Consider the following 19,016-nt stretch of genomic DNA (forward strand, 5'->3'; position numbering starts at 1 on the left):
TTGGTAAAATGAACAAAACACGACAAGACAAAAGGAGCCGAGGGAAACGATGACCCAAGCCCATACTGAGGCAGGATGGAATTTCGACAACAGCTATGCTTCCTTGCCTGACACCTTTTTCACCAAGCAAAATCCTACCCCTGTGCGCTCGCCGCAGCTCGTTATTTTCAATCGCCCGCTGGCAGCCGCACTTGGCTTGCAAACCGATGCACTGGATGGGCAAGCGGGGGCCGAGGTGTTTGCCGGAAACCGGATTCCCGCAGGGGCAAAGCCGCTCGCGCAGGCGTACGCGGGGCACCAATTCGGCCACTTTACGATGCTCGGAGACGGGCGCGCCATCTTGATCGGGGAGCAAGTGACCCCTGAGGGCGAGCGGTTTGATCTGCAATGGAAAGGTCCCGGACGCACACCGTATTCCCGGCGCGGCGACGGACGGGCCGCACTCGGGCCGATGCTTCGCGAATATATCATCAGCGAGGCCATGTACGGCCTTGGCATCCCGACGACCCGCAGTTTGGCGGTGGTGACGACGGGTGAAGTTGTCATTCGCGAAGACGATCTGCCCGGAGCGGTGCTCACGCGGGTCGCTTCCAGCCATATTCGCGTCGGGACGTTCCAGTACGCCGCCAAGTGGGGCAGCGCCGAGGAGTTGCAGGCGCTTGCCGACTATACGATACATAGACATTATCGCGAAGCCGCCCAAGCGGAAAACCGTTATCTCGCTTTTCTGGCCGAAGTGATCCGCCGTCAAGCCGAGCTGATCGCCAAATGGCAGCTCGTCGGGTTTATTCACGGAGTCATGAACACGGACAACATGTCGATTTGCGGAGAAACGATCGATTACGGGCCGTGCGCTTTCATGGATACGTTCGATCCGGCGACGGTGTTTTCCTCGATTGATCAGCAGGGGCGCTACGCTTACGGAAACCAGCCGCAAATCGGCGTGTGGAATTTGGCGCGCTTTGCGGAAACGCTGCTCCCGCTCTTGCATGACAATCAGGCCCAGGCGATTCAAATGGCGGAGAAAGCCCTTTCCCAGTTTGCCGAGCAATATTACGGCACATGGCTGGCCGGGATGAGGGGCAAGCTGGGGATGTTTGGCGAAGAAGCCGACGATGTTTCGCTGATGGAAGAACTGCTTGGCTTGATGCAAAAGCATCGGGCGGACTATACCAACACGTTTCTCGCCCTGACTTTTGATCGCTTGAACGGCTCCGAGCTGTTTGCCACCCCCGAGTTTGCCGCGTGGCAGGAGAAATGGCAAGCGAGACTGGCGCGTCAGTCTCAATCTGCGGATGACGTTTTGCAGTTGATGAAACAGAGCAATCCTGCCGTGATTCCTCGCAACCACCGTGTGGAGGCGGCGCTGGAAGCGGCTGTGCAAGACGGCGACTACAGCGTGCTTCGGCAACTGCTTGCCGCGCTTGCCAATCCTTATGCGCACTCCGCGGAGCAGGCGGAGTACGCGTCGCTGCCGCCGGAATCGTGCGGGCCTTATCGGACGTACTGCGGCACGTAATACGTGATCGACTTGACAATTGCGCGATCCATTCCAAGCTAAGCTTGGTAAAGAAACCTTTGCTGTTTATAAGCAGAGGTTTTTTTTTTGTGCCTTTGCTTTTCGTGCGTGATCTATGCCAATAGCAACATTCTTTTTAATAGGCGGTATGCTAAAATGGGTTGGTTGAAAAGAGAAAATATTCCAGCGGCGCAGCCAAGTTTGGTGCAGGCGCCGATTGGATTTGCTTGGGGAGGAGATTCCATGATTCGAGGATTGATTCAGGATATATTTGGGCTGCTGCGCACAGAGGTGCCGGGCATAGCGGAAGCGTTCCATCCACCAGCTTCGCTAGAGGAGATTCAGCGAGCAGAAGCCGAGCTTGGCATGAAACTGCCTGGCGAATTGAAAGAACTATACCAGGTCTGCAACGGAGAAAAGGAGAACGGGCCAGGCCTGTTTTTCGGGCTGCCCTTGCTCTCGTTAACGGATTTGGTGGCGGAATGGAAAATATGGGCGGACCTGGAGAGCGACTACGCAATCGAGGGCGATCATTACTCGGTTCCGCCTGGCTGGATCAAAGAACGCTATATTAACCGCTGCTGGCTGCCGATCAGCAAAGATTGGGGCGGAAACCACCTTGGACTCGACCTCGATCCGGACGAGCAGGGTAAAAGCGGGCAAGTGATCAATTTTGGCCGCGACGAACATGTCAAATACGTAATTGCCCATAATCTGACCGAAATGCTGCAATTTATCCATGATACGGCAAAAGCGAAAAACTACTCCATCCACGAGGAAGAAGACCAGCTTTTCTGGGCGTTCGGTCAACAAGGTCCCGTTCATTTTCTCGATGCCATCCGCAAACTGGAGCTTCCGGTCTACCATCCAGTGCGCATCGATCCAGGTATCGCAGACCCGCAAGCATGGCTAGACAGTCTTTCGGAAAGCTGGCGAGAGCGCATCCAGGCAAACGGGGATTCGCCAGAGCCATTTTTGCGCGCCAAACAGCTTTACTTCATTAACGAAGGCTTGACTGATCTCACTCCGCTCAAGCATTGCCGCGAAGTCCGGGAGCTGGTGCTGAGTGCAAACAAGCTTACTTCTATTGAAGCGATCAGCGGCTGCCAGCAACTGAAACGATTGTACGTGGGGAAAAACCCGATCGCGGATCTTACTCCGCTGGAAGGGTTGCCGTACTTGCAAATGCTCAATCTGGCTCAGACAGACGTAACGGATTTGTCGCCGCTTGCGTCTTTGCCCAGGCTGGCGGAGCTGGACCTGACCGAGACGCGAATTTCCGATCTCTCCGCGCTTGCTCGTGTCAAAAGCTTGCAAAGCCTCGCCATCAGTCGTCCGGACGCGGCCATGTTGAACAGTGTGGCTGAGCTTGCGACGCTCACCGAGCTGAAAATTTCCGGACTTGGCGAAAATGCCGCAGACGCGATTAAGGTGCTGGGCAAACTCGTCCATCTGCAAACGATCAGCCTGGAAGACATGTCGCTCGCCGATTTGGCGTTCTTGCGCGGTTGCCGCCAATTGAAAACCGTCAAGCTGAGAAAAACGGCCATCGCTGATATTTCACATCTGGCCGAGCTGGAAAACCTCCAATCGCTGGAATTTAGCGGCTGCGACGAGCTTGGGCAGCTGGAGCAGCTGGGCAAATCGGCTTCTTTGCGCAAAATAACAGGCTCGTACCAGCAATTCGCCCGGTTAAAAGACTGCTTTGAACGAAAAATCGATTTCTCGACGATCACAGGCAATATGACAGACGAGGAAGACGAAATTTGGCACGCGTATGTCCGGTCATAAAAGGGGGAGGCAGATGCTGTACCTCCAAGCGCATGGCGTCGAAGAGAATGAGCTGTACTATTTTGAACTGGATGAAAATGGGATCGCCTATCGGCAAGTGACGGTTACTGACGGGCAGTCGCTTGTGTCTGCGGCACCCGATTTCATGCTGAGCGAAAAAGTCGTGGAGCGCTATGAAGGCGATGAGGATATTTCCCGTGAAGCGTTTCAGGCGATTTGGCAAAAGGCAACAGCGCCTTGCAAGGCGGCTTTTGAGCAAGCGAAGCAGCGCTTTTTGCCCGGTGATCCGGTGACGGGAACGATTGCCATGTTCTATCCGCAAGGCGTCATCATCAAGGTGAGCGATGAGGTGTATGCAGTAGCAGACGATGCGCCGCTTCGAGCAAAGTCCAAACGGGAAGAAATGTACCCGGGCTATATCGTGCAGGGAACAATCCAAGGCTATGCAGAAGACAACTTTTGGCTCGTGCTCGCGGATTGCACGATCATCGGCAAAAAGTCGGGGGCTTAGACAGACAGACGACACTGACCGTTCCGAGGCATTGTGCTCCATCCGTGCCATCCATCCATGAACGCGCCACTCACCACTTCCCGCGCGGCAACCGTATCGCAGGAACCGATATGCGGCACAGCGTAGACAGCCCCAAATAGCCAAACAACGGGTACAAAAACATGAGCAGCTGGCTGTAGCCGATGAGGCACAAGACAAAAGCCGCCACGAACAGAAACAGATAAAGTCTCGACTCCGGCAAATTCACCAGCTCGCGCAATTGCTGACCGATCCCGAACACGTTGGAGATGAGCGTGGTAAAAATCTCGGAGTAGAGGACAAACACGAAAAACAGCTGAAGCCATTCGTTCCAGCGATCCGTGATGAACAAGATCGGAATGTCCATGAAGCGCACGTCATCCCAGTTTGCCAACATGGCCGTGTGCACGACGAGCAGCATGAAACCGAGCACGACTCCACCGATGACGGCGGCCCGGAACAGGACAACCTTTTCGCGGATCGCATAACCGATCGGGATCAGGACAGATTGGGCCATCGCCAGATTGAAGGACACGTAAAGAATCGTTTTCCAGAGGAAGGCGTAGTTGGAGGGCTTGGCGAGCGGCAAGGGAGATTCGACGCTGTTGTCGAGCAAAATCAGCAGGGCGAAGACGAGCATGGACGGGACGACGATCGCATTGACCAAGAGAAGCTGATCCAGCCCTTTTCTCAAGATCAACAGCGCGAGCAAAACCGTCCCGGCTGTTCCAGCCAAATACGGAATCGCGAACTGCTCCTCCAATACAGAGCCAGCCCCGGCAAGCATGACGGTCGTGACGCCGAACAAGGTCAAAAAGACCAGCACATTCATCGTGCGGCCGATCATCGGGCCAAACAGCTTTTGGTTGAACGATTCATACGAAGGGGTCCGCAGCTGATGGGCGAGAAGCATCATTTTGTAGCCAAGCCAGACGAACAGCGACGTGGCGAGCAAAATGCCGACGGTGCCAGCATGGCCGTATGAAGTGAAAAACGCGAGAATTTCCTGGCCGCTCGCAAATCCGGCTCCCACGACGGTGCCGATGTAAGTCGCCGCGACCTGGATACTTTTTCCCCACAGCTTCATAGCGTTTTTTCCTTTCCATTCCAAATGGGATGCTAGTACAAGTGTATGAAGCTTGGGCCAAAACAGAAGAAAAAAAGGCGAACGGCGACTAGGCCATTCGTCTTTTTTTATGGATCAAAATCTGTTTGATAGCTACAAAAGGAACATCGCCACGATTGTCGTCACCAAAAGGCCGATTGCGACCGGATACAAGTTGCGCCGCGCCAGCTCGAACGGGTCGACGCCGCAGATCGCGGCAGCGGGGATCAAGGCCCAGGGGATAATCGTTCCGCCGCCTACCCAGATGGCGGCAATCTGTCCGAGAGCGGTCAAGGTAGCAGCGCCTGCCCCGAGCGCGGTCGCGAACAGCTGGGCGAGAGAGCCTGCCAGCGTAATGCCGGAGAAGCCCGAACCGTCCAACCCTGTGATGACGCCGACAGCCGCTACCGTCAGCGCCGCTACTTCTTTGCTGATCGGAATCGTGTGCGCGAGTGCCACGCCCAAATCGTTGACGATACCTTGCGAGCCTGCCGGAAGCACCTCACCGAACACTTTGACAAACCCGCTGTCGCCCATGTAAAAGAAGGCGGCAATCGGAATGACTGGCCCAAACACTTTAAATCCGAACTGAAAACCGGAAATCAGGTGGCTGGTCACTTGTTCCAGCCCTTTTTGTTTGTGGGTAAGCATCGTCGCGATCAGCAAGATCAGGAGAGCGGTTCCCCCGACCAGCGCTGTCGCATCGCCGCCGCGCAAATCGAAGGCGAACATCGCGGCCACATCGAGCGCAAACAAAAGCGGAACGAGCGCTGCAAGCAAACGCCGGGTGCCTGTTGGCAGCGGAACACGCGCCGCGCTAAAGACGTGATCGGTTGCTGGCGTGTCGTTTGTGGACGCCGGAATATTCCCCAGCCGCATGTCTTTTTTCAAATACCAGAAGGCAATGATCGTCGTGACCAAGCCCATCACGATCACGAGCGGAACACTGGCGGAAATGACGTCCTGAACAGGCAAGCCCGCCGCCTTCGCTGTCAACGTCGGCGCTCCCTGGATCACAAAGTCGCCGGAGAGCGCAATTCCGTGCCCGAACAGGTTCATCGCAATCGCCACGCCCATCGCAGGCAGCCCTGCGCGCAAGGCAACGGGCAGCATGACCGCACCGATCAGGGCGACGGCAGGCGATGGCCAGAAAAACCAAGAAATGACCATCATCACAATCCCGATCACCCAGTACGCCAATGTAGCATTGCGAATCAAATGGGTCATCGGGCGGATCATCGTTTCGTTGACCCCTGTATCTGTCAGCACATGGCTCATCGCCACGATAATACAGATGACCAAAATCGTCGGCAAAAGCTCGGTTATGGCGTAAATGAAGCTGCCGAAAATCCCGCCGATGGCTGACGTCACTGATCCGGTGGCAACCAGACCCAGCAGCGCGATTCCGACGATACTGATCAAGCTGGTGTCCCTGCGCATAACCATCATGAAAATGATGCCGAGTACGAACAACACATACACACCGTGCAACCACGCAAGTTCAATCCCCATGCTGTACCTCCTCTCGTTTTTTCGAGTCGCTTACACCCTTTTGCCACACCATATGCACAAGCAAATTCATGGGTGAAAGCCCGTGCGCCTAAGAAGGCTGACGCTTCGAAAACTGGCATTTTCGTCCACAATATGCCACTATTAAATGAGCAAGAGGCAAGCCAAGCACGATCTACTTATCGATGATGAGGGCACGAGGCAAGAGAGGGGGAACGGCGCCGTTCGTGATGATGCGAAATGATGCGAAAGTGCGCCAAACGACGATGAATACGACAACACCAATCCAGCGAAAAATGGATCAGGCGATCGAGCTGTTGGAGCGCCGTTTTTTGGAGCGAAGTGAATTGATACGCCTTTTGATGCTCGGCATGATGAGCGGGGAAAACGCGCTGCTGATCGGCCCGCCGGGAACGGCGAAGTCGCAGCTGGCTCGCTCCGTGGCACAGTTGTTCGGCTCTGAGCATTGGTTTGAATACTTGTTGACCCGCTTTACCACGCCATACGAGATTTTTGGCCCCGTGTCGCTTCAACAGTTGAAGCTCGACCATTACGTGCGAAAAACGGAAGGCTATTTGCCGAATGCGCAGTTTGCCTTTCTCGACGAAATTTTCAAGGCGAACAGTGCGATTTTGAACGCCTTGCTGTCCATTTTGAATGAGCGGCTGTACTTCAACGGCCGGGAGCGGGAAGAAGTCCCGCTGCAATTTTTAATGGCGGCTTCCAACGAGCTGCCGGAAGATGACGAGCAGTTGAGTGCCCTGTACGACCGTTTTCTGTTCCGTTACGAAGTTCATTACTTGCAGCAGGCGTCGAGCTACGAGCGGATGTTTTCCTTGCCGAGCGGCCCGCTTCCCGTCGTTTTCTCGCTGTACGATATGAAAGACATTCAGGCAGCGGCGAAGCAAGTGACCATACCGGAGGCGCTGATTTACTTCCTGTACCGGATCAAACAGGACATGGAAGCAAAAGATTACGTGCTGTCCGACCGCCGCTGGAGCAAAATCGCCGGGGTGTGGCGCACGTCTGCCGCCCTGCACGGCCGGGAGCAGGTGACGATCTGGGATACGGTGTTTACGCCGCACATGCTGTGGGACTTGCCGGAAGACTTGCCGGTCATGCGCGAGCTGTTCGAGCAGCAATTCACGCAAATGCTCAAGACTGAGCTGGAAAACGAACTGCCTTTGCAGCGCTTGCAGCAAACCGCAGATAAATGGAAGGAAAAGGAATCGGAACTGCACGCTTTCCAGTTCAAAAAGGAAGTCGGCGCCAAGCTGGGCAAAGAAGCCGTGGAGCGCAACGGACAGCTGCTGGAAGCATGTCGGGCCGAGTTGGAAGAGACGGCCAAAGATTTGCGCAACCGCCTGATCCAGTGGGAAAAGCGCGAGCACGATCTCGGGGCGTATGTGCTGGAAAAAAACCGCTTGATTCACAACGTAGAAAAATATACGGTCAAATACTCGTACTTGCGTATCGAAGGCGAGCGCATTTTGCAGCAGTTGCAGAAGACGTACCGGACGATTTTCGATAAAGACATTGCCGGAGCGGAGTACGATTTTACGTTATAGGGGGTAGCGACGATGATGATTCGTGCCAGCGGGGTCGATCGCTATCTGTTTGAGACGTATCTCGCTGCTTCGCGCACAGCCCAGGAATGGGTACTAGAAGCGCAAACCCGTGCCGAGTGGTTTGATCGCGAGCTGCTCGCAGACTTTTTTCTCGTGTTTTACTTGGAAAAGCCCGAGATTGATGCAAGCCAGGAATCGATCCCTTTTCACCATTGGCTGATTCGCATGCTGATGAAGCAGTATTTTACGCGAATGATCCATCCCCGGACGATGGGCAACGAAAGTGCCGCTTTCAAGACGGCGATCAAGTCGCTTTTGTGGCTCACGGAGACTTTCGCGGACGAAGTGAAGCAGCGCCAAAAAGACCGCAAACTCACTCCGCTGCTCGCTGGCCTGAAAGAGCAGGAGGGACAGGAAGGGACAAAAGAGGCGCAGCTGGCTGATTTGCTGACGGAAAAGCAAAAGGCAAAGCTGGAGCTTGTCGGCTATACGCTGCAACAAGGCAAGCGTGTGGTGGAAGACAAGCAGGAGGCGCTGGACAACAAGCCACTCGTGCGTGCGGAAATTCTCGCTCTGCAAACGAAAATCGCACAGCTTCGCGAGGAAATGAGCGTGCAGTTCACGAAGCGAGCCAAACTGCTGCAAAAAGTGAAAAAGCTGGAGGAAGAGTTGGCGCAGCGGGAAAAGCAGCTTGATCGTCTGCAAAAGCAGGAAAAAGACGCCATGGACGCGCTGGAAAAAGAACTCGGCCAGTGGCTGGAGCAGTCTTTGAAAGGAACGCTTTCCACAGAAGAGCTGGATACGCTGTTTGTCGATGAAGTGTTCGCCGCAAGCCAGCGTTTTGCCAACCGCAGTTGGGGTCACGACTTGGGCAAGCTGCGCAGGCAAAGCTTTGAGCAGTATTTGAAGTGGATCGAAAAATTGAAGCGCCATCCCGATCTGGTTGCCTTTTTAAACGAGGTCGGTCGTCAGGTGCATCGCTTTCGGGTACGGCGAAAAGAAATTCGTTCCCGTCATTTGCCGGAGGAATACTACGATTTGCGGCAATCGGGCGATATTGCCCACATGCTGCCAGGCGAAGCCGTACTGCTCGCCGATCCGGACTTCGAGAACTACTTCCTGCTCAAATGGGTGGAGCAAAAACTGATGACGTACGATACGTCCGGTTGGGTAGAGGAACCGCCGAAAGGGCCTGTCATCTGCATGCTGGACACCTCTCATTCGATGCGCGGCGCGAAGCTGCGTCTGGCGCAAATTTTTCTCATGACGTTTGCCGCCCTGTCCATGCTGGAAAAGCGGGATTTCGTCCTGCTTTTGTTCGGCGCAAAAGGAGAGTTGAAGGAGCAGCCGCTGTATCATCGCAAGCCGGATTGGGCGGCTTTTTACAGTCTGGCGCAGATGGTGTTTGGCGGAGGGACGCATTTTGATGCGCCGATGAAGCGGGCGATGGAGCTTGTCGAGACGGAAAAAGCGTGGCAAGGAGCCGATTTTGTGATGATCACGGACGGCATTGGCGGAATCTCGCCCTACGTACAAGAAAAGCTGGTTGCCCTCGGGCAAAAGAAACAAGTGCGCCTGCACAGCCTGATTGTCGGTTCCGCCAGACAGCATCTTGTCCAGACGTACGATTTGTTTGGCGTCTCTCATCGGGTTCGCTTCGCTACGAGCTGGGAGGCAGAAGGGGAAGAAAATACCGGGCTATTGCTCGACGTGTTTGAGTCTTCCCGCCAGGAGCAAGTGAAAAAAGCAAATCCATACAAGCGAACACCTCGTTGATAGCCAGCGAGGTGTTTTTTCACTGTGTCGCCGAGACAGGTAAACACGAAAAAACGCTCCGACTTCTACGGGAAAAGTCGGAGCGCAGCGGTTATCGGCTTTATGATTAACCTACTCTTGTCGCCAGACTGCGGCCAAATTCGAGTTCTTCAAATTTGCCAAGCACAGTCGAGGAATCGTACGTCCAGGCCGCTTCCTCCATGGAAAACTCCACAGGCACGTCGCGAATAATCGTCGCCAGCTTCTGGCTCAAGTACACCTGATCGCGATGTTCTTCCAGCTTGCTGCGCATTTTTGGCGTGCAGTTTTTCAAGTTTTCGTACAGGTTGTCCAGGTTGCCGTGCTCCGTAATCAGCTTCGTCGCCGTTTTTTCCCCGATTCCCGGGCAGCCCGGAATGCAGTCGGACGTATCGCCCATCAACGCTTTGACGTCCACCACCTGCTCCGGAGAAATCCCGCGCAAAGCAAGCAGGCTCGCCGGGTTGTAATGCTCATGCTTGCCGCCGTTTTTCAGGATTTTCACGCTGACTTTTTCATCGACGAGCTGCAAGCTGTCATAGTCGCCCGTCGCAATGACGATTTCATGTCCTTCGTCAGACAGACGCGTGGACAGCGTGCCGAGCACATCGTCACCCTCGTATCCCGGACAGCCAATGTTCGGGACGGAAAAGGCAGCGGTCAGTTCCTTGACCAGGTCGAATTGCGGGATCAGCTCGTCCGGCGGCGCCGTGCGATTGGACTTGTAGCCGTCAAACCATTGGCTGCGCACGAGCGATTCGCGCGACGCCACATCCCAGCCGACGATCAGGTGGGTCGGGCGCACCAGCTCGGCGTAATCCAGCATCATTTTCGTAAAACCGTACACCGCATTCGTGTAAATACCTGTGGAGGTTTGCCGATAGGCACCGCCCCAGGCAGACCCGTAAAACGCGCGAAATAAAAAGCTCATGCCGTCGATGAGCAATACTTTTCCTGATTCACTCACAAAAGCTAACCCCTCTCAGCTCCAAACTATACGCCTCATTATAGCATAAAGGGCCGGGACAACTTTGTCAGATTTTACATTTCGCTGGAGCGTATGGAGATGCGATCTCGTGGGATGATAGTATCACAAGAGGTTGACAACCACCTCTTGGCCCTCAAAATCATCTTCCGGTCTCAGTCGGTGAGAGGCGAGCAGCAGGCGGTTCAAATCCGTCCCGGGAGAAAAAAACGCGTCGGGAGGAATCAATCATGGCTAACAACAACGGAAGCAGCAACAACCTGGTAGTTCCTCAAGCGAACCAAGCTCTGGATCAACTGAAGTATGAGATTGCATCTGAATTTGGTGTAAATCTCGGCCCAGACACTACTTCTCGCCAAAACGGTTCGGTTGGTGGCGAAATTACGAAGCGTCTGGTAAGTTTCGCTGAGCAACAAATGGCTGGCCGCTAAGCTCATCGCTCGGACAAGTAAATAGCTGGATGAAGAGAGGTCCCTTCTACGGGGCCTCTCTTGTTTTGCGTTGCAGCCCTTTCTTTTAGACAGGGTGCAAACACACAAGCACATTCGCGGACTAGTCATATGGTGTAACGAACAGCTCTCTATTCTTGTTTGTACATGCGAAAGGAGTGACGTTTCGACGATGAAGAAAAAAGAAGTGAAAAAGCTTCTGAAGGAAAATCCTGAATTCGAAGCGTGGGTCGTGGAAGACTCCATGCGCGTCCGGGCAGTCAGGAGCAATCCCGGCATGGCGGAAGAATTGTTCAAACGCTGGAATGATCGCAAAAGAGGGCGGCTTGATTTTGACAACATCTCGCAAAAAACGAAACGGGCCAGCGAAATGCTGACCGGGGTGCAATCGATCATGGACATGATGGCAGACTACACGAAGAAACTGTAAAAAAGCTGCTGTGACTGGAGAAGGCTAGTCGGATAGCCTTCTTTTTCTTTTTCCTTTCAAGTTCGGTTTTGTTATACTAGAAAATGGGAGGGAGCGTGCTTATGTTCCAATCGATGGTCAGTTTAATGATGGTCGTTGCGTTGACGCTCACGTCTGGAACGACCGTTTACAGCCAGGTACTGGAAGGCGCTTACGCGAGTGCAGAGAAACAACAACCATCGCTTAGCGTGACGCCAGCCAAGACGTATCCCGGCGATGTGATTTTGGTGCGCAGCAAACAGCCTCAAACGGTCACGCTCTTTTCGCGAACATACCGTTTGCAGTCCTCTTCTAACGAGTATGCCCGATTTATCCCGATTCCATTTGACGTGAAGCCGGGAGACTACAAGCTGCAATCAGCAGACAAAAAGCTGTCTGTTGCCGTGACGGTTCAACCGAAAAAGTTCGAAGTGGACAAGCTGACGGTAAGCAAGCAAATGAATGCCATGCGTCAGGATACGGCCCGCATCGATGCCGATCAGAAAAAAATCAACGCCGCTCGCGCAAGCTCACGGGCGACTCCGTACTTTACCGAACCATTTATCGTACCGACGAAAGGAACGTTGACAACCCCGTTTGGCTACCAGCGCGTGGTCAACGGAGTGCCTGCCAATCGCCATGCAGCGATTGACTTGGCGAACAAAACAGGAACGCCGATCTGGGCGAGCAACAACGGCAAGGTCGTTTTGGCAGACTCGCTTTATTTGACAGGCAACACGATCATTATTGATCACGGTCTAAACGTGTTTTCCATCTACGCACATATGTCGAAGCTGTCCGTCAAGGCCGGGCAGGAAGTGAAACAGGGTCAGGTGATTGGGCAAATGGGCACGACGGGTTTTTCTACAGGCCCTCACCTTCATTACGGCATGTTGATTGGCAATACGTACGTAAATCCGCAGCCGTTTTTTGATGCATCACCTTTCCTCTGGAAGTAATTGGAGGTGTTTTTTATGAGAGGTACCCATGTGCCAAGCAAAGTCTTGAACAATATGGTCCATTTCTTGGCACCGTATGAACAGGCAGTAGAGGAATTGAAGCTCAAACTGAAAGGAATCAAGTACGGCTTTTTGAAAAGCGGCCGCTATTCTCCGATTGAATTTGTGGTGGGGCGAGTCAAAAAAGTGGACAGTCTCATCAAAAAGGCGAACGAGAAGGGAATCGATTTTCAGCAAGCCAACTGGCAAGAGGAAGTCGGCAAGGAAGTTCAGGATATCGCGGGCTTGCGCGTAGTTTGCCGCTATGTCGATGACGTCAGAGAAGTACAGCAGTTGTTGTATGAGCGGGAAGATATCGTCATTCACGACATCAAGGACTACATCGCTAACCCGAAAGATTCCGGTTACCGCAGTATCCATATGATTGTTTCTTATACCGTATATCACGGGAGCGAAAAGCGTACCCTTTTTTGTGAAATCCAAATTCGTACACTCGGCATGAACTTCTGGGCGACAAACGAGCACGAGCTGCGCTACAAATACGACGGAAATATTCCGAAGGATGTGCTGCAACAGCTGCATGAAGCGTCTGTCATCACCCATCAGCTCGATGTGTTGATGAACAACCTGCGCCAGGAGATTTTGACTCCGGCGGAAGTGGATTCGACGCTTGAAGAAAAGCTGGAAGAAATTTTTTCGCTCTACGTCAAACAAGATTTGGAGTCTGCCGCAGCTTTGTACCGCGAGCACGTCAGCGGCTTCGAGGAAGCTTTTGCGGACAATCCGAAGTTCAAAATGATTCACGATTTGCTCGGCAAGCGGTTGAAATAACGGCCAAAGCCGAGCGTCATCCAGTCAAATAGTCAAAAGCCATACGTTAACACCCGACAAGCAAGGAAAGGATTTAGACTAACATGCGCTTTCTACTCACGTACCTTCTCGTTGTGGTCACGGTGATGGTCAATCTCGACGTGCCTGTGGCTTTTGCTGAGGGAGCGCCTGCGATTGCACCAGACCAACTGTTTGGCGAATCGGCCATCCTCATCGATGCGACAACGGGACAAGTCCTGTTTGAAAAGAACCCTCATGTCAGGCTATACCCTGCCAGCATAACGAAAATCGCTACCGGCATTTACGCCATCGAAAAAGGAAATCCGGATGATACCGTCACGGTTTCCAAAAAAGCCAGATTTGAAGAAGGGACGCGGGTTTACCTGGGAGAAGGCGAGCAAGTCTCGCTGCGCAAGCTGGAATACGGCTTGCTGATGCACTCGGGAAATGACGCTGCGACTGCGATCGCGGAGCATATGAGCGGCACTACCGAGCAGTTCGCCCAGGAACTGAACGCTTACTTGGCTGAAAAAGTGGGCGTGACAGAAACTCATTTTGCCAACGCACACGGCTTGCACGATCCGAACCATTACACGACAGCCGCCGACATGGCCAAAATCGCCCAGTACGCGATGAAAAATCCGATTTTCCGGCAAATCGTCGGCACCAACCGCCTGCCATGGGACGGGAAGGAATGGAAATCGGAGCTGATCAATCACAACAAGCTGCTGCGCGATTATCCCGGGGCAACCGGGATCAAGAATGGTTTTACCGATCAGGCGATGCATACATTGGTTGGCTCTGCCAAACGCGGCGATACGGAGATGATCGCTGTCACGATGAAAGCGGCTTCAAGCAACTATGCGTACAAAGACGTAGTCAAGCTGCTTGATTTCGGGTTGAACGGCTATGAGACGAAGCAAATTGCCGCCAAAGGAGAGCGTTACACAGAGGTGTCGTCACCGGGCAGTGACAGCCAAGTGACTTACTCGGCAAAGGATGATTTGTATGCGACTGTTCCAAAAGGCACGGAGCCGCTCGTCCAGCTCGCTTCAGACGGACAGATCTCCGTCACGGCCGGGGCACTTGCGGTTTCCTACCCGCTAGAGCGCCACGATCCACCTGTGCAACCGAAACCGACAGTAATCGCTTCGGCGTTAGCATTGGACGACAGTCCTCCCGTGGCGCGATACAGCGTGCTGATCGCCTGGCTGGGGATGAATTTGTTCTTGATCGGCTGTGCCATCGCCCGCTCGCGCAAAGCGCGTCGAGTCCGGCAGCGCGATTGGCAGCGCCGCGTAAATTGACAAAAGGGAATGCAAGGCAGGCAATCAAAAGCAGGGCGACGGACAACGCTTCCATCGTCCTGCTTTTTTGCATGCGGATTTGGATAGAACGCGCGGGGATAGCAGCCGTGTCCTATTGTTGCCGGGAAACGTACAATATGGGTAAAGCCTTACATTTCTGTCGATGGGGGGAACTGCCGATGGACGCTACACACGATGTACAAGGTCTTTTGTCCGTCATTATCCCGACCCATGACCAGGCCAGGAATGTAGAGCGCTTGGTTCACGCTGTAAAGCAAGTGACTCCTGGCGCGGAAATGATCATCGTCTGCGCAGGGTTGCAGTCCCATGCGGACGATATCTCTGTATCTTACGTGTGGGGAGCGAAAGTGATTGCGGCCGAGAGCAATGCCAGCAGCAGCGAATGCCGGGCGATTGGCGCCAAGCACGCCACAGGAAGCGTTCTGCTTTTTCTGGACGAGCGAAACGGCTTGTCACAGGCTTGTTATAAAAAGTGGATCACAAAAGTCCAGCAAGGCTATGACGTCGTCATGTGCGCAGACGACTTTGGACAGGCAAAAACGAAGCCGGGCTCTGTCCGCTACGCCTTTTCCTTCCTGAATCAGTTGCTCGGTCATCGGCAGTTCGGTTCGGCTTCGTTGGAAAAGGCTCCGTTCATACTGAACCGCAAGGCGTTGGAGACGATCGACTTTCGAGCCTTGTGCATTCCGGCCGTGGCGCTTGTGAAAGCCGTCAAAAAAGGTCTTGCCATCACCTGTGAGCCAATCGAGCGCTCCGCACGAAAGCAATTGCCGCCAAGTCAGGCTTTAGCCAAACCAAAATCAGTCTTATTCGAGGAACATGCGCGAGCGATTCACATGCTCCTCCAAGATAAAAATGAGCGCGGAGCCATGCCGGATGGGGAACGACACCGGATTTTGGCGCAAGAAACAGGACTTTTGCATCTGCGTTCTGTGTTCTACCAGGAATCAGACGACAAGGAGGCCGATGGATGGGGTGCCAAACGGAAAGAAAGGACCAAGAGAATCCGCAAGAGAGCGCAAAGACGCAAAAGGCGTCCGCATTAGCCATGTGGAAAAATGGGAGAATCAGGGCAGACTAAGCATTATCGTCGGAGTCGAACAGGATGAAAAAACGGTGCTCAAGGTGCTCAAACAGGCTGAGAAGCTCTGTCCCTTGGAAATCGTCGTCGTCGTGCACGGCAGTCAAGATCGCTCGCTGGAACAGGTACTTTCCTACTCTGGCAGCGCCTTGCGCATCTTCGTCTATCCTTTTGCGCTCGGGGAAGATGTGTGGCGTACAGTGGGAGCGCGCGAAGCGACGGGCGACGTGTGGCTGTTTCTTGCGGCGGAGCAAATCGTCGCCGCCCACGAGCTTCAGCCGTTTGTCCGTTCCTGCTATCGCGGCGGTGATATTGCTGTACGGCACGCCGCCTGTTCACCTGTAAGGGTGAAGGAAGAACAGTACCCGGTGCAGTTAGCCAAACAATTCCTCAATAGCTTGCTCAATCGCAGTGAGCTTGGCGGTGCGTCGATGAACGATCTTCCTTTTGCCATCACGCGGGAAGCTGCTTCCTCGATCGGTGCCCACTATTTTCTCGTCCCAGCCGTAGCACAAGCGATCGCTTTGCAAAAAGAACTGCGCGTGACTTCTATCCGCACGAGGATTGAGCGGCTTTCAGGCAAGGAGCAGCGAATCACGCCGGAACGCGATGCGCAAAGCAAGTTGACAGACTTGGGAGATCACCTGGAGGCCATCTCCTTTTTACAGCAACCAGACGAATGACATACACGGTTCAAATAAGCGATGCTGCCATAGTATCGCTCTCTATTTTTCATTTTGCATCGTTCGGTTTTTGTAGTACGATAGTCAGGTAGGAAATTTTTTGTAAGAGAAGGAGCAAGCGATTATGAGTATACATATTGGAGCGAAGCAAGGACAAATCGCAGAAACGATTTTGCTGCCTGGCGATCCGTTGCGCGCCAAATACATTGCGGAAACTTTCCTGGAAGGCGCCGAGTGCTACAATGAAGTGCGCGGCATGCTCGGATTCACAGGTACATACAAAGGCAAACGCGTCTCCGTCCAAGGAACAGGCATGGGCGTTCCGTCTATCTCGATTTACGTGAATGAACTGATGGAGTCCTACGGCGTGCAAAACTTGATTCGCGTCGGAACGTGCGGAGCGATCCAGGAAGACATCAAAGTGCGCGACGTCATCATCGCGATGAGCGCTTCTTCTGATTCGCAAGTAAACCGCTTGCTGTTCAACCAGATTGACTTTGCTCCGACAGCGAGCTTTGAACTTTTGCACAAAGCTTACCAAGTAGCATCTGAACGCAACCTGTCAGTCAAAGTCGGCAATATTTTCACCAGCGACAGCTTTTACCGCGAAAATTTTGACCTGTACAAAAAACTGGCGACTTACCAGGTGCTTGCCGTCGAAATGGAGTCTTCTGCGCTGTACACATTGGCCGCCAAGCACAAGCGCAACGCCTTGTCCATCTTGACCGTAAGCGACCACATTTTGACCGGAGAAGAGACTTCGGCAGATGAGCGCCAAACGACGTTCAACGAAATGATCGAAGTGGCGCTGGACGCAGCTTTAACGAAATAAACAAGCAAGAAACGAATGCGAAGACTGACAACCCGCTGGCAACTACCTGACAGTGGGTTGCTTCATTCTGTAGCGATACCAAATGGATTTGCTAGGAGGAATGACGTGTGAGAGAGCATTATCCTGATTTTTTTGAAAGCGCATTTGCAGCAGGATTTCGTACGGAACAGGACGGCTATGAATACCGCCTTTTCCGCCAAGACATCGGCCAGCTCCAGATTCAAACAGGAAAAATCGTCGCCAATGACCCGCTAGTCATGTTTGAAACAGAACCATTTACGGAAACATTCCCGACAGGCAGCTTCCCGGTTCAACTCGCGATTGCACAAGTACAGCATTTGGATGAAGCGAAGTCGCCAGAGGAAGAATTGGAACCGGATGAGCGCGTCGCTTTGGCCCGGATTGTGTTTGCAGATAAGCCGGTAGTGAGTTGGAAAATGGCGGTCTGGGAAAACTCGGACGTCTCTCAGCTCGCACCTCATGAGTTTTTTGGCTACGGCGTTGACGCAGGCACAGGCTGCTTTATGGACGAAGTGGCATGCAAACAATTGGAGAGCAAAATGGAGCAGGATGATACATACTTCGAAACATTGATGGAGGAAATGGATCAGACGTACAAACACACACGGAACTGGCTGGTGAAAGACATGGGGGATGGCGCAAACATTGCCATGTTTTCGTCCGGCTGGGGCGATGGCAGCTACGCAAGCTATATCGGTTACGATGCAGATGGGAAAATCGTTCGCTTGTTGACGGATTTTTACGTGATAGGCTGGATGGAGTCTCCAGAAGAAGAGTAGCGATTGGCTGAGGGGATCGACAAGAGGTAGTGGAGCAAGGAAGAGAAGAGAGAGGATGGCGTAGCCTCGATTCACGCCAAACAGAGTGCCGCTTTTGCCAGGCACTCTTTGTTTTTATTTTCGTTTGCCTGGTTTTTTCTCCAAGTAGTGGGCCAGGTTATTTAGCGTATCTTCGTAGGATCTTTTTTTGGAAGAGGTGGTGGCTGCCGTCGATTTTGTTTTTACTTTTGTCATGTCGAGACCTCCAGGTGAGTGTGGTGTTTTTTAGTCATAGTGATCTTGATTATACTATAATTTAATTTACAATAAATGTAAATATATAATTTTAAAAATATTTCATTATTTTTCGTGTGGGTGAATTTTTGTGGTGTTGTCTGAGGGACATGTCTTAGAGCGTGGTGGTTTGTGGTTTACGGTTCATAGATCCAGAGCTTTCACAGATTCGGGGCTACTGAAGCTATTGTGAAAGCTTGCTTGGATTTGTTGTCATGGATGAATCTTATTGAGCTAGCGGAAAATCGGCAATGCCGGGCATTTACGTCTATTAGCTATTTGATGTGAGACTTTGACGGATGATGCATTTTGTCGAAGGAAAACAGTTTGGATCATGCCGGTTATTTGTGGCAGCTGTATGGCAAATGGCTGGTTATGTACGGTTGGCCTGAGTTGAGCTTGTTGTTGGTGCTGGTTGGTCATTTTCGGCTGGGATAGGTGGTTCTTCACTGCTGTTTTGCTTGATATTATTTTGAGTCCGATAATATATATTATGTAAACTGATAAAAAGAGCAGAAATCGTTGAGACTGT

18 protein-coding genes are annotated in these 19,016 nt (G+C 52.9%); 15 read left to right on the top strand and 3 right to left on the bottom strand.

Annotated features, from left to right (window positions below; all coding sequences use genetic code 11):
• The first annotated feature begins 49 nt into the window (after positions 1-49).
• From M2298_RS18640 to M2298_RS18650, 3 genes are all read left to right on the top strand, one after another.
• Positions 50-1,519, top strand: a complete 1,470-nt coding sequence (locus M2298_RS18640; protein ID WP_280648864.1) for a protein adenylyltransferase SelO — start codon at positions 50-52, stop codon at positions 1,517-1,519.
• 243 nt (positions 1,520-1,762) lie between these two features.
• Complete coding sequence (locus tag M2298_RS18645) at positions 1,763-3,310, top strand: SMI1/KNR4 family protein (protein WP_280648865.1); 1,548 nt, start codon at positions 1,763-1,765, stop codon at positions 3,308-3,310.
• Between the two features lie 13 nt (positions 3,311-3,323).
• Complete coding sequence (locus tag M2298_RS18650; protein WP_122966517.1) at positions 3,324-3,821, top strand: hypothetical protein; 498 nt, start codon at positions 3,324-3,326, stop codon at positions 3,819-3,821.
• A gap of 70 nt (positions 3,822-3,891) precedes the next feature.
• Here the strand turns inward: M2298_RS18650 and M2298_RS18655 are convergent, their stop codons facing one another.
• Together M2298_RS18655 and M2298_RS18660 are read right to left on the bottom strand one after the other, a co-directional pair.
• The gene (locus M2298_RS18655) at positions 3,892-4,926 is read right to left on the bottom strand and encodes a YkvI family membrane protein (RefSeq protein WP_173599353.1); all 1,035 of its coding nucleotides are present in this window, start codon (positions 4,924-4,926) and stop codon (positions 3,892-3,894) included.
• A 132-nt stretch (positions 4,927-5,058) separates the two neighbouring features.
• A complete protein-coding gene (locus M2298_RS18660) occupies positions 5,059-6,456 on the bottom strand; it encodes a hypothetical protein (protein ID WP_173599354.1) in 1,398 nt (465 codons plus the stop codon).
• Positions 6,457-6,719: 263 nt separating this feature from the next.
• On the opposite strand from M2298_RS18660, the gene M2298_RS18665 reads away from it, so the two are divergent.
• Positions 6,720-8,021 (top strand): AAA family ATPase, encoded by a 1,302-nt coding sequence (locus M2298_RS18665; protein WP_280648905.1) that lies wholly within the window; start codon positions 6,720-6,722, stop codon positions 8,019-8,021.
• 12 nt (positions 8,022-8,033) lie between these two features.
• Positions 8,034-9,797, top strand: a complete 1,764-nt coding sequence (locus tag M2298_RS18670) for a VWA domain-containing protein (RefSeq protein WP_280648866.1) — start codon at positions 8,034-8,036, stop codon at positions 9,795-9,797.
• Positions 9,798-9,903: 106 nt separating this feature from the next.
• Here the strand turns inward: M2298_RS18670 and M2298_RS18675 are convergent, their stop codons facing one another.
• The gene (locus M2298_RS18675) at positions 9,904-10,782 is read right to left on the bottom strand and encodes a 5'-3' exonuclease (RefSeq protein ID WP_122966513.1); all 879 of its coding nucleotides are present in this window, start codon (positions 10,780-10,782) and stop codon (positions 9,904-9,906) included.
• A gap of 248 nt (positions 10,783-11,030) precedes the next feature.
• Between M2298_RS18675 and M2298_RS18680 the strand changes: the two genes are divergently transcribed.
• The 10 genes from M2298_RS18680 to M2298_RS18725 all read left to right on the top strand — a co-directional run bounded on the left by M2298_RS18680 (position 11,031) and on the right by M2298_RS18725 (position 18,922).
• Positions 11,031-11,231, top strand: coding sequence for an alpha/beta-type small acid-soluble spore protein (locus M2298_RS18680; protein WP_005836264.1), 201 nt, complete (start codon positions 11,031-11,033; stop codon positions 11,229-11,231).
• A 190-nt stretch (positions 11,232-11,421) separates the two neighbouring features.
• Positions 11,422-11,679 (top strand): hypothetical protein, encoded by a 258-nt coding sequence (locus M2298_RS18685; RefSeq protein ID WP_063231451.1) that lies wholly within the window; start codon positions 11,422-11,424, stop codon positions 11,677-11,679.
• 101 nt (positions 11,680-11,780) lie between these two features.
• The gene (locus tag M2298_RS18690; protein ID WP_122966512.1) at positions 11,781-12,656 is read left to right on the top strand and encodes a M23 family metallopeptidase; all 876 of its coding nucleotides are present in this window, start codon (positions 11,781-11,783) and stop codon (positions 12,654-12,656) included.
• Between the two features lie 15 nt (positions 12,657-12,671).
• Complete coding sequence (locus tag M2298_RS18695; protein ID WP_122966511.1) at positions 12,672-13,487, top strand: GTP pyrophosphokinase; 816 nt, start codon at positions 12,672-12,674, stop codon at positions 13,485-13,487.
• Positions 13,488-13,570: 83 nt separating this feature from the next.
• Entirely contained in the window at positions 13,571-14,794 is a 1,224-nt protein-coding gene (locus M2298_RS18700) for a D-alanyl-D-alanine carboxypeptidase family protein (protein ID WP_280648867.1), read from the top strand.
• Positions 14,795-14,973: 179 nt separating this feature from the next.
• On the top strand, positions 14,974-15,861 hold the full coding sequence (locus M2298_RS18705; RefSeq protein ID WP_217020917.1) for a glycosyltransferase family 2 protein: 888 nt from the start codon (positions 14,974-14,976) through the stop codon (positions 15,859-15,861).
• The gene (locus M2298_RS18710) at positions 15,791-16,579 is read left to right on the top strand and encodes a glycosyltransferase family A protein (protein ID WP_229049679.1); all 789 of its coding nucleotides are present in this window, start codon (positions 15,791-15,793) and stop codon (positions 16,577-16,579) included. Before M2298_RS18705 ends, M2298_RS18710 begins: the two co-directional genes overlap by 71 nt.
• Positions 16,580-16,703: 124 nt before the next feature.
• Positions 16,704-17,411 carry a purine-nucleoside phosphorylase gene (gene deoD / locus M2298_RS18715; RefSeq protein WP_122966507.1) on the top strand — a complete coding sequence of 236 codons (708 nt, stop codon included), beginning with the start codon at positions 16,704-16,706 and terminating at the stop codon, positions 17,409-17,411.
• A 107-nt stretch (positions 17,412-17,518) separates the two neighbouring features.
• On the top strand, positions 17,519-18,211 hold the full coding sequence (locus tag M2298_RS18720) for a DUF4241 domain-containing protein (RefSeq protein ID WP_280648869.1): 693 nt from the start codon (positions 17,519-17,521) through the stop codon (positions 18,209-18,211).
• Between the two features lie 582 nt (positions 18,212-18,793).
• Complete coding sequence (locus tag M2298_RS18725; protein WP_256436837.1) at positions 18,794-18,922, top strand: hypothetical protein; 129 nt, start codon at positions 18,794-18,796, stop codon at positions 18,920-18,922.
• The last annotated feature ends 94 nt before the right edge of the window (positions 18,923-19,016 follow it).

The organism is Brevibacillus sp. 1238 (assembly GCF_029892995.1).
Lineage (GTDB): Bacteria > Bacillota > Bacilli > Brevibacillales > Brevibacillaceae > Brevibacillus > Brevibacillus parabrevis.

Bases quoted from the DNA above. Each gene is read 5' to 3' on its own strand.
- M2298_RS18640 (WP_280648864.1), top strand. From the start codon at position 50: ATGACCCAAGCCCATACTGAGGCAGGATGGAATTTCGACAACAGCTAT.
- M2298_RS18645 (WP_280648865.1), top strand. From the start codon at position 1,763: ATGATTCGAGGATTGATTCAGGATATATTTGGGCTGCTGCGCACAGAG.
- M2298_RS18650 (WP_122966517.1), top strand. From the start codon at position 3,324: ATGCTGTACCTCCAAGCGCATGGCGTCGAAGAGAATGAGCTGTACTAT.
- M2298_RS18655 (WP_173599353.1), bottom strand. From the start codon at position 4,926: ATGAAGCTGTGGGGAAAAAGTATCCAGGTCGCGGCGACTTACATCGGC.
- M2298_RS18660 (WP_173599354.1), bottom strand. From the start codon at position 6,456: ATGGGGATTGAACTTGCGTGGTTGCACGGTGTGTATGTGTTGTTCGTA.
- M2298_RS18665 (WP_280648905.1), top strand. From the start codon at position 6,720: ATGAATACGACAACACCAATCCAGCGAAAAATGGATCAGGCGATCGAG.
- M2298_RS18670 (WP_280648866.1), top strand. From the start codon at position 8,034: ATGATGATTCGTGCCAGCGGGGTCGATCGCTATCTGTTTGAGACGTAT.
- M2298_RS18680 (WP_005836264.1), top strand. From the start codon at position 11,031: ATGGCTAACAACAACGGAAGCAGCAACAACCTGGTAGTTCCTCAAGCG.
- M2298_RS18685 (WP_063231451.1), top strand. From the start codon at position 11,422: ATGAAGAAAAAAGAAGTGAAAAAGCTTCTGAAGGAAAATCCTGAATTC.
- M2298_RS18690 (WP_122966512.1), top strand. From the start codon at position 11,781: ATGTTCCAATCGATGGTCAGTTTAATGATGGTCGTTGCGTTGACGCTC.
- M2298_RS18695 (WP_122966511.1), top strand. From the start codon at position 12,672: ATGAGAGGTACCCATGTGCCAAGCAAAGTCTTGAACAATATGGTCCAT.
- M2298_RS18700 (WP_280648867.1), top strand. From the start codon at position 13,571: ATGCGCTTTCTACTCACGTACCTTCTCGTTGTGGTCACGGTGATGGTC.
- M2298_RS18705 (WP_217020917.1), top strand. From the start codon at position 14,974: ATGGACGCTACACACGATGTACAAGGTCTTTTGTCCGTCATTATCCCG.
- deoD (WP_122966507.1), top strand. From the start codon at position 16,704: ATGAGTATACATATTGGAGCGAAGCAAGGACAAATCGCAGAAACGATT.